Source organism: Nonomuraea sp. KM90 (assembly GCF_052246675.1).
Lineage (GTDB): Bacteria > Actinomycetota > Actinomycetes > Streptosporangiales > Streptosporangiaceae > Nonomuraea.
Genome location: NZ_JBQQCB010000233.1, coordinates 1 through 8324, shown reverse-complemented (window position 1 = coordinate 8324; position 8324 = coordinate 1). Strand labels below are relative to the sequence as shown.

General features: G+C 65.6%; 5 protein-coding genes. 2 read left to right on the top strand and 3 right to left on the bottom strand.

What is annotated here, in order from left to right; genetic code table 11:
* Nucleotides 1-717: 717 nt before the first annotated feature.
* From ACTWPW_RS61730 to ACTWPW_RS61720, 3 genes are all read right to left on the bottom strand, one after another.
* Nucleotides 718-3081, bottom strand: coding sequence for a LuxR C-terminal-related transcriptional regulator (locus tag ACTWPW_RS61730; RefSeq protein WP_443174659.1), 2364 nt, complete (start codon nt 3079-3081; stop codon nt 718-720).
* A 696-nt stretch (nt 3082-3777) separates the two neighbouring features.
* A complete protein-coding gene (locus ACTWPW_RS61725; RefSeq protein ID WP_443174658.1) occupies nt 3778-4584 on the bottom strand; it encodes a sensor histidine kinase in 807 nt (268 codons plus the stop codon).
* A gap of 392 nt (nt 4585-4976) precedes the next feature.
* Complete coding sequence (locus tag ACTWPW_RS61720) at nt 4977-6563, bottom strand: MFS transporter (protein ID WP_443174657.1); 1587 nt, start codon at nt 6561-6563, stop codon at nt 4977-4979.
* Between the two features lie 137 nt (nt 6564-6700).
* On the opposite strand from ACTWPW_RS61720, the gene ACTWPW_RS61715 reads away from it, so the two are divergent.
* Nucleotides 6701-7063: a YciI family protein gene (locus tag ACTWPW_RS61715; RefSeq protein WP_443174656.1), complete on the top strand. Its 363-nt coding sequence runs from the start codon at nt 6701-6703 to the stop codon at nt 7061-7063.
* Nucleotides 7060-8313, top strand: a complete 1254-nt coding sequence (locus tag ACTWPW_RS61710) for an RNA polymerase sigma factor (RefSeq protein WP_443174655.1) — start codon at nt 7060-7062, stop codon at nt 8311-8313. Before ACTWPW_RS61715 ends, ACTWPW_RS61710 begins: the two co-directional genes overlap by 4 nt.
* Nucleotides 8314-8324: the final 11 nt, after the last annotated feature.

The window sequence follows — 8324 nt, the reverse complement described above, 5'->3', positions numbered from 1 at the left end:
CATCTACCGGAGGCTCCACGTCTGTCTCCGGCCTTCGACGACTTCTCCCGATAGGCCCGAAACGTCACCTTTGGCGTCCCGTCCATCCCCAAATCGCCCGAATTATTTCTCTGAGATCACCTCACTGACCGCCTACGACCACTGAGCCCACATCAACCCCGGAAAATCACACCTCTACACGGTCGGCTCGCCGGCGGCGACAACCAGTGGGCCCGCCCCGGCGCGGGTGCACAGCAGTTCGAACTCCTCCTCGTCGTCGCTAGCGCTTGCCGATGGCCCGGGGGCGGCGCGTCGGGTGGCGCAGCGTCGGGTGGCGCCCTCGTGGCCGAAGGCGATCACGGGGTACGCCGGCGCAGGTGAGCTCAACGTCGCCGAACGGCGCGGCGGATGACGATGACCTCGATCCCGGAGTCGGCGCTCTAAGATTACTGGCGTTGACCCCGAACTCCCGCCACCGATGCGTCCGTCCGATCTCTTCCGGCGCCATACTGATGGCTTCTTCCTCGTACTCCCGACAAGGACTGAGAACTGCCTACGACACCTCGTCACGTATCTACATCTTCCAGACCTCTGTCAGCTTATGTAGCCGATTGCCCGAAATCTGCTGGGCATCTCATCCGGCAATGGTTGCAGTTACGGCCCGGAAATGCCATCAAGGGTTCTCGACTGCTGGGCCGCCGCCACCGGCCGTCATCAGGCCGAGACGGCGCGCTCTCGTTACTCTTCTGACGGTGGCGCGAAGTGATCGATGTACCAGGCGGCAATCTGGGTGCGTGAGTTAAAGCCCAGCTTGGTCAGGATGTGCTCCACGTGTCCCTCGGCGGTGCGCAATGATATGACAAGCCGGGTGGCGATCTCTTTGTTCCGCTTTCCTTGCGCGATGAGTTTGGCCACCTCGATCTCGCGCTGCGTCAATTCCATCGTCTCTGTGGGCTGCTCGGGCGCGGCAGCGGTCTTGACGGGGTGGGCCGGAATTTCCAGTGCATACGCAACCGCCTCGTCGAAGTCAAGGCCCGCACCCTGCTCGAGGGACGCCTCGAACGCCGCATCGCCCAGCCTGGTGCGCAGCGCCGATTCACAATCATTGTGGGCCTCTGCATAGGCATGGAATTTCGGTAGCGGAAGGCCCAGGATTTGCCGAACCGATTCGGCGGCGCCGAGCAGGCGCGCAGCCCGCTCATCCCGTCCTTGGGCAGCCGTTGCCCACGCCAGTGACTCGATTGCCCAGGCGGGGCCGTATCGATAACCGATCGAGCACCCAATGCGCATACTGGTCTGAAACAGCTCGATGGCCTGAGCCGTCTCCCCGGCCAGCCAGCACTCCATGCCCGTTACCCACACCCCCATGGAGATCTCGCCTTGCGCGCCTGCATCCTCGGCTATCTTCCAGCATCGGGCCGCGAACGCATCGGCGCGCGGATCCCGCCCGAACACGGCGGCGAGGGCCAGGTAGAAGGCGGGCAGAAAGGGGCCCTGCAGGACATCATCGTCAGAAAGGATGTCGGCGTTCTCCTCGTACCAGCCGACGCTGTCGCCGAGCAAATCGACGGCGCTCTGGTAATCTCCGTGCAGTAGTGCTTGTCTGCCGGACAGGCACTTCACCATCGCCTGCGCACCGTCGTCCTTCCAGTTGTCTGCGAGTACGGAGCATTCGTCGACGAGGGGTATCGCCGCGTCTATGTCCCCTTGCATGAGAGCGAAAAGCGCCGCCGTCGCCAACGCCCTGAATCGCACGGGATTCGCACCATGCACCAATTGGAGCGCCCGGTCAAGCCAGTAGCGCGCCTCGCTGAAGCCCCCGAAATAGACCCAGTATCCATACAGCCTGGTGACGATCTTCAAGCCCGCCTCTGCACGGTCTGGATCGCTGAAGGAGTAATCCAGAGCCACCCGCAGGTTCGGCATCTCATGGACCACGCTGGCGTAATAGCTCACCTGCAGGGGGCTGAACCAGCCAGCCTGCGTGCGTTCGGCCATGCGCCGGTAGTAGTCAAGATGACGACGCCGCAAATCCGCTTGCGAACCACCTTCGGCCAGCCGTTCTTCACCGTACTGACGAAGGAGCTCTAGCATTCCGTACCGCGCTTGAGCGCCTTTGCGGTCGCAGGTCAAGACAGATTTGTCGATGAGAGCCGCTAGCAGAGGCAGGGTGTCCTCGCGCGGCAGCCCGTCGCCCGAGCACACCTCTTCGGCCGCACTCAGGTCGAAGCCGCCGGAGAAGACGGACAGGCGCTGCCAGAGAGTCTGCTCCTGGGGCGAACATAGGTCGAAGCTCCAGCCGACCGTGGCGAGCAGCGTCTGATGCCGGGGTATGGCAGTCCGATATCCCTGTGTGAGGAAATGCAGGCGATCACCGAGCCTGCTGATGATCTGATCGAGGGAAAGAACACGTAGCCGAACCGCGGCCAGCTCGATAGCCAGGGGTATGCCGTCGACAAGCTGACACAGTTTCGCGGTACTACCGGAGTTGGCGGCCAGATCGAAAAATGGGTCGATGGCCTTGGCGCGCTCAAGGAACAGGGCGACCGCCTCGTACCGGTGCATATCACCGGCCGCCAACGGCCGGTCGGTCGGCGGCAGCGACAGCGGCGGAACGACATAGAGGGCCTCAGCCTGGACGCCCAAGGATTCCCGGCTGGTTGCCAGGATCCGTACCTCCGGAGCCGCCCTGATCAACGCGTCGGCGAAGGCAGCGCACGCGTCGATCAAGTGCTCACAGTTGTCCAGCACCAGCAGTATCTGCTTGGTACGCAAGTAGTCGATCAACGTTTCGAGGGAGGATCGGGATGCCCTGTCATGTACGCCCAGCGCTTGCGCCACCGCGCGCCCCAGCAACTCCTCGCCCTGGAGGGAGGCCAGCTGCACCAGCCATACGCCGTCCGAAAAAGACCGTCGCACAGAGGCGGCCACGTAAACGGCCAAGCGCGTCTTGCCCACCCCTCCGGGACCGGTCAGCGTTAGCAAGCGAGTTGACGACAGCAACCGCTTGATATCGGACGCCTCGCTCCGGCGCCCGACGATCTCTTTACATTCGGCTGGAAGGTTGTCAGTCGCCTGCTTCGACACCGGAGTTGGAGCCACATCTCAATGCTATCAACGCAGCTCAAAGGCCGGTCTAACCTGATCGGACTGTACGGCTCAGCTCTGGCCCCTCTTTCGGCTCCGTACCAGATTCAATGGTGTCGAAACCACTCCACCTCACGGCGAGTCACGCCTGCTCGAAAGGGCGGTGTTTCGTGGGTTGTCTCTCTTGTCGTAGACGACGTGGCAGGCGAGAGCGATCGAATCCTGGCACGAGCGCGCACCACGGACAGTCGATCGGTATCCGTGGAGAGAACTGAGACGGGTGGTGCTGTGACCGGAAACTATCACCGGGTTGGCGTGTAGGGTGTCGTGGCCGGTTGGATGGGTGCTGATCACGTTCGATTGCGCCCGGAAGGCCAGGCGACGCAACCGGGGATGCAGCACGACAAGGCACGAGACGGGCTGGCGGCAGCGGCCACGGGGGCGATCGGTGTCTCGATCCTGCTGACGATCACCATGGGAATCCTCGGCCCACCGCCCAAGGTCCCCGCGCTGGGCGGCCGCGCCTGGTACCCGCCATACTTTCTCGACGCCCACCCCAGAGGCCCACCGCCGGGCGGGCCGGTGAACCGCGAACCTCAACGCGACCCCGGCATGCCGGATTGCTCCAGCCGTACTGCCGATGGTCTGGGGGCGGGCGTGCGCCCCCTTCCAGAATGCAGGTGGTGAGACGTGACCTGGCTGAGGTGAGGCTCACACCGCCGTGTCCACGAGGGTGGCGAGTGGTAGGAGCGGCAGGCGGAGTTCGAGTCGTGCGCCTCCCAGGTCGGAAGCGTGTGCGGTGAGTGTGCCGCTGTGAGCGTCGGCGATGGACAGCGCGATGGTCAGGCCGAGTCCCGTTCTGCCGTGGTCCCGGCTGCGTGCGCTGTCGGTCCGGGTGAAGAGCTCGAAGACGCGCTCGCGCTCGTCGGGGGGAATGCCAGGTCCGTCGTCGTCAACGGCCAGCACGACCTGGTCGTCCTGGCCGGTCGCCGTCACCCGGACCTTCGTCCGCCCATGTCGTTCGGCGTTGTCCAGCAGGTTGCCCAGCAGGCGGGCCAGCGTGCCGGTCACGCCGCCCACGAACAGGCCCCGCTCCAGGTGCAGGTCTATGGGCAGGGCGTCGGCTCGCTCGCTGACCGTGCCCTCAACGAGGTCGGCCACATCGATGGGCACGGGCGCGCTGCAGGAGTCGCTGTCCAGCCTGGCGAGCAGCAGCAGATCGCTGATGATGTTCTGCAGCCGCTCCACCTCCCTCATCGTGTGCCCGATGAGCTCACCGAGATCGGTCTGATCGGGATGCAGCCGCGCCTCCTCCAGCCAGAGCCGAAGTCCGGCCAGGGGGGTACGAAGCTCATGAGAGGCGTCAGTGACGAACTGCCGCTGCTGCACACGCATGTGCTCGATCAGGTGCTCCAGTCGCTCGACCAGGCCGACCGTACCGGGCAGTCTACGAATCTTCCCCTCGATGCGGCGCAACCGCCTCGCGTAGTCCTGCTTGCCATCGGCATGTTCGGACATCGTGTCCCCCATCTGGCTTGGCGCCGACATCAAAATTATACCCCCCTACGGTAGCGGAAATACCCCCCTACCGTACCGTTGCAGGGTAAAGGTCCGGGCAAACTGGTCCAGCAGGCGGCACCCCCGAAGCAGACGCGAATCACCAGGTAGAGAGGGTTCGCCAGGCCCCACGAGACCCACAACCACGCACGCCGGAAGAGACCACCTTGGCCCGTGACCCGCCTGCACAGTCGCCGACCGGGCCACCACGACGACAGGGGTCTTGCTGTCGACGTTGCCAGCTCGGCCCTCAACTCCGGCCGGCTTGGGGCAGCCCCCCGGATCGTGGCCAGACGCACCGTCACGTTGTCGACCCCCAGATCGCCTTCGGCGCAGTGGTGGCAGATCGCAGGTCACGGCGCGGGGACCGAAGCGTCTCCGGTCCGCTCAGCTGCAGCGGTCCGCGCCGCCACCTCGTTGCCCGACTCGACATGCTTCAACGTGACGAACGTGAGGACGGCGAGGCAAGCGATGATGGCGGCGCCGACGGCGGAGGCGATGTTCAGACCAGCTGTAAACGCCTCCCGTGCAGACTCGATCAGGGACGTGCCCACGGGCGCAGGAAGATCTTGGGCGACAGCTACGGCGTTGGCCGCGCTCTCGCGCGCCGTATTGGCCGCACCTGCAGGTAGGCCGTCAGGTGTGGTGACGTGGCTGCGGTAGGTTGCGGTGGCAATGCTGCCGAGAATGGCGACACCCATTGCGATACCGAGGTTGTCAGCTGTCTCCTTTATCGCACCAGCCGAGCCCGCCTTCTCCGGCCGGGCTGCTCCGACGATCAGGTCAGTGCCCAGGGCCGTGATCGCGCCTGCGCCGAGGAGCAGCACAATATTGCCGATCACCAGCAGGAGAAGACTGTCAACCGTCTCGACCCGGCTTAGCAGCGCGCACCCGACAGCCGTGAGCGCCAACCCGACAGCGATGACGTAGGCGGGTCGGACCCGCCGCGCGATCACCGGTGCCAGCAGAGACGTGACCACGATGGCCGCCGACGCAGGCGCCAGCAATAGGCCCGCGCGTAGCGGGGACAGTCCCTCCACCGTCTGCAGGTACTGGTTGACCAACAGCGAGATGCCACTGAGGGTCACGGCGTTGAGCATCAGGGCGGTCAGCGCGACGGTGAACGAGCGACTGGCGAACAAGCTCAGGTCCAGCATCGGGTTCTCGGCGTTGCGTTGCCGCTGCACGAACATCACTCCCGCGGTCAACCCGATCACGAGGGCCGCCACGGGTACGGCGTGCCACCCGTCCTTGGCCGACTCCTTGATGGCGTAGACCACCGGCAGGATAGCCGCCAGCGACAGGGCGACACTGATCATGTCCAACCGCCCCGCGGCGGGACTGCGATACTCGGGCAACAGCAGCGGAGCAGCGATCAGCAGCACCGCCATTACTGGCACGGCGAGCAGAAACACCGAACCCCACCAGAAGAATTCCAGCATCGCGCCGCCGATGACCGGTCCGATGGTGGTGCCGCCCATGAAGCAGCTCACCCACACACCGAATGCCAGCGCCCGCTGCCGCGGGTCGGCGAACATGTTGCTGATCAACGCCAGGGTTGAGGGCATCAACGTGGCGCCGGCGATGCCCAGCAGGCCGCGAGCCACGATGAGCATCTCCGGCCCACTGGCGTAGGCGGCCAGCACGGAGGCAACACCGAACGCCGCCGCACCGATGATCAGCAACTTGCGCCGGCCGATCCGGTCGCCGAGCGTGCCCATGGTGACCAGGAATCCCGCGAGCATGAATCCATAGGTGTCGGCAATCCACAGCAACTCGTTGGCGCCCGCCGCCAGGTCTGCGCCGACGTTCGGCAGTGCCAGGTAGAGCACACTGAAATCCAGGGCCAGCAGCAGCGTGGGCAGGGCGAGCACGGCCAACCCGATCCACTCCCGCCGTCCGGCCCTTGGGCGAGAGCCGGTCGTGGTGTGCGAATCCATCGAGATCCTCCTCCTTCGCAACGAATGCGTCGCCGCCCGCAGCGGCGGCTCAGAGAGACGTCGAAGCTGGCGACCGGATCTCGACATCCCGACCGGGAAACTTGCATGCGTTCGTCCAGGACCGGAAGGGTGGACCCATGAAGTACATGCTGCTGATCTACAGCAATCCGGCGATTTGGGAGGCGCTGTCCGATGACGACCGCGTGGCCATCGGGCGCGAGCACGCCTCCCTGATCGAGGAGCTACGAGAGTCCGGCGAGTGGGTCGGCGGATCGCCGCTAGCCGACCCATCCAACAGCCGGGCCGTTCTGCTCCGGGACGGCGTGCTCACCACGATCGACGGTCCCTTCGTAGAGGCTAAGGAGCACCTCGCTGGGTATGACATTGTCGACTGCGAGAGCGCCGACCGCGCGGTGGAGATCGCCGGGCGTATCCCGGACGCCAGGCTCGTTGCCGTTGAGGTGCGACCACTGATGCACGATGCTGGGTTGGAGATGTGAAGCTCGATGCTGGCGTCGAGGACCTGTTGCGCGCGTTGACGCCACAGGTCCTTGGCGCGCTGGTTCGGTGGCACGGGCACTTCGACGCGTGCGAGGATGCGGTGCAAGAGGCGCTACTGGCCGCAGCCGTTCAGTGGCCCGACCAGGGCGTGCCGAAGAATCCACGTGGATGGCTGATCCGCGCCGCGGCGCGTCGGCTGACCGACGAATTGCGCGGCAACACCGCCCGGCTGCGGCGTGAGGCCGCCGCCGCGGCGATGGTGCCACCTGACGAGTTGATCGTCGCCGAGCCCGATCAACACCTGACCGACCAGGACGACACGCTCACCCTGTTGTTCCTGTGCTGCCACCCAGCGCTGTCGTCGGTGTCGCAGGTCGCCCTGACGCTGCGGGCAGTTGGTGGCCTGACCACGGCCCAGATCGCGCGCGCGTTCTTGGTCCCCGAGACCACGATGGCCCAGCGCATCAGCCGGGCGAAACAGCGGATCAAAGTCGCCGGCAGCTCGTTTCGCATGCCGCCTGAGCACCAGCGTGCTGAGCGGTTGCGGGTCGTGCAGCATGTGCTCTACCTGATCTTCAACGAGGGCTACACCGCCACCTCTGGCCCTCACCTGCAACGCAGCGAGCTGACCAGCGAGGCCATCCGTCTGACCCGTGAGCTGCGCCGATTGCTGCCTGACGACGGCGAGTCAGCCGGGCTCCTGGCGCTGATGCTGCTCACTGACGCGCGGCGCCCCGCCCGCACCGGCCCCGATGGCACACTGATCCCGATCGCCGAACAAGATCGAAGCCGGTGGAACCGAGCCGCCATCGACGAGGGCATCAGACTCATCACCGAAACGCTGACCACGGCACAGATTGGGCCCTACCAGGTGCAGGCGGCAATCGCCGCGGTCCACGCCGAAGCGGCGCGGGCCCAGGACACCGACTGGCCGCAGATCCTGGCCCTGTACGAATTGCTGATCAGGCTGGCGCCCAACCCCATGGTCACCCTCAATCACGCCGTTGCGGCTGCGATGGTGAAAGGGCCGCGGGCGGGATTGGAGCTGTTGGTAGCGCTGGACTCCGACGAGCGGATGGCTGGTCATCACCGGCTCCACGCGGTCCGCGCACACCTGCTCGAGATGGCGGGCGACCGCATGGCGGCCTGCGCGGGCTATCGTGCGGCGGCCCGAGCCACCACTAGCCTTCCAGAGCGGCGTTACCTGGAGGGCCGAGCCGCTCGCCTTTGCCGGGGGACATGCCGGTAGGCAGCATCTGG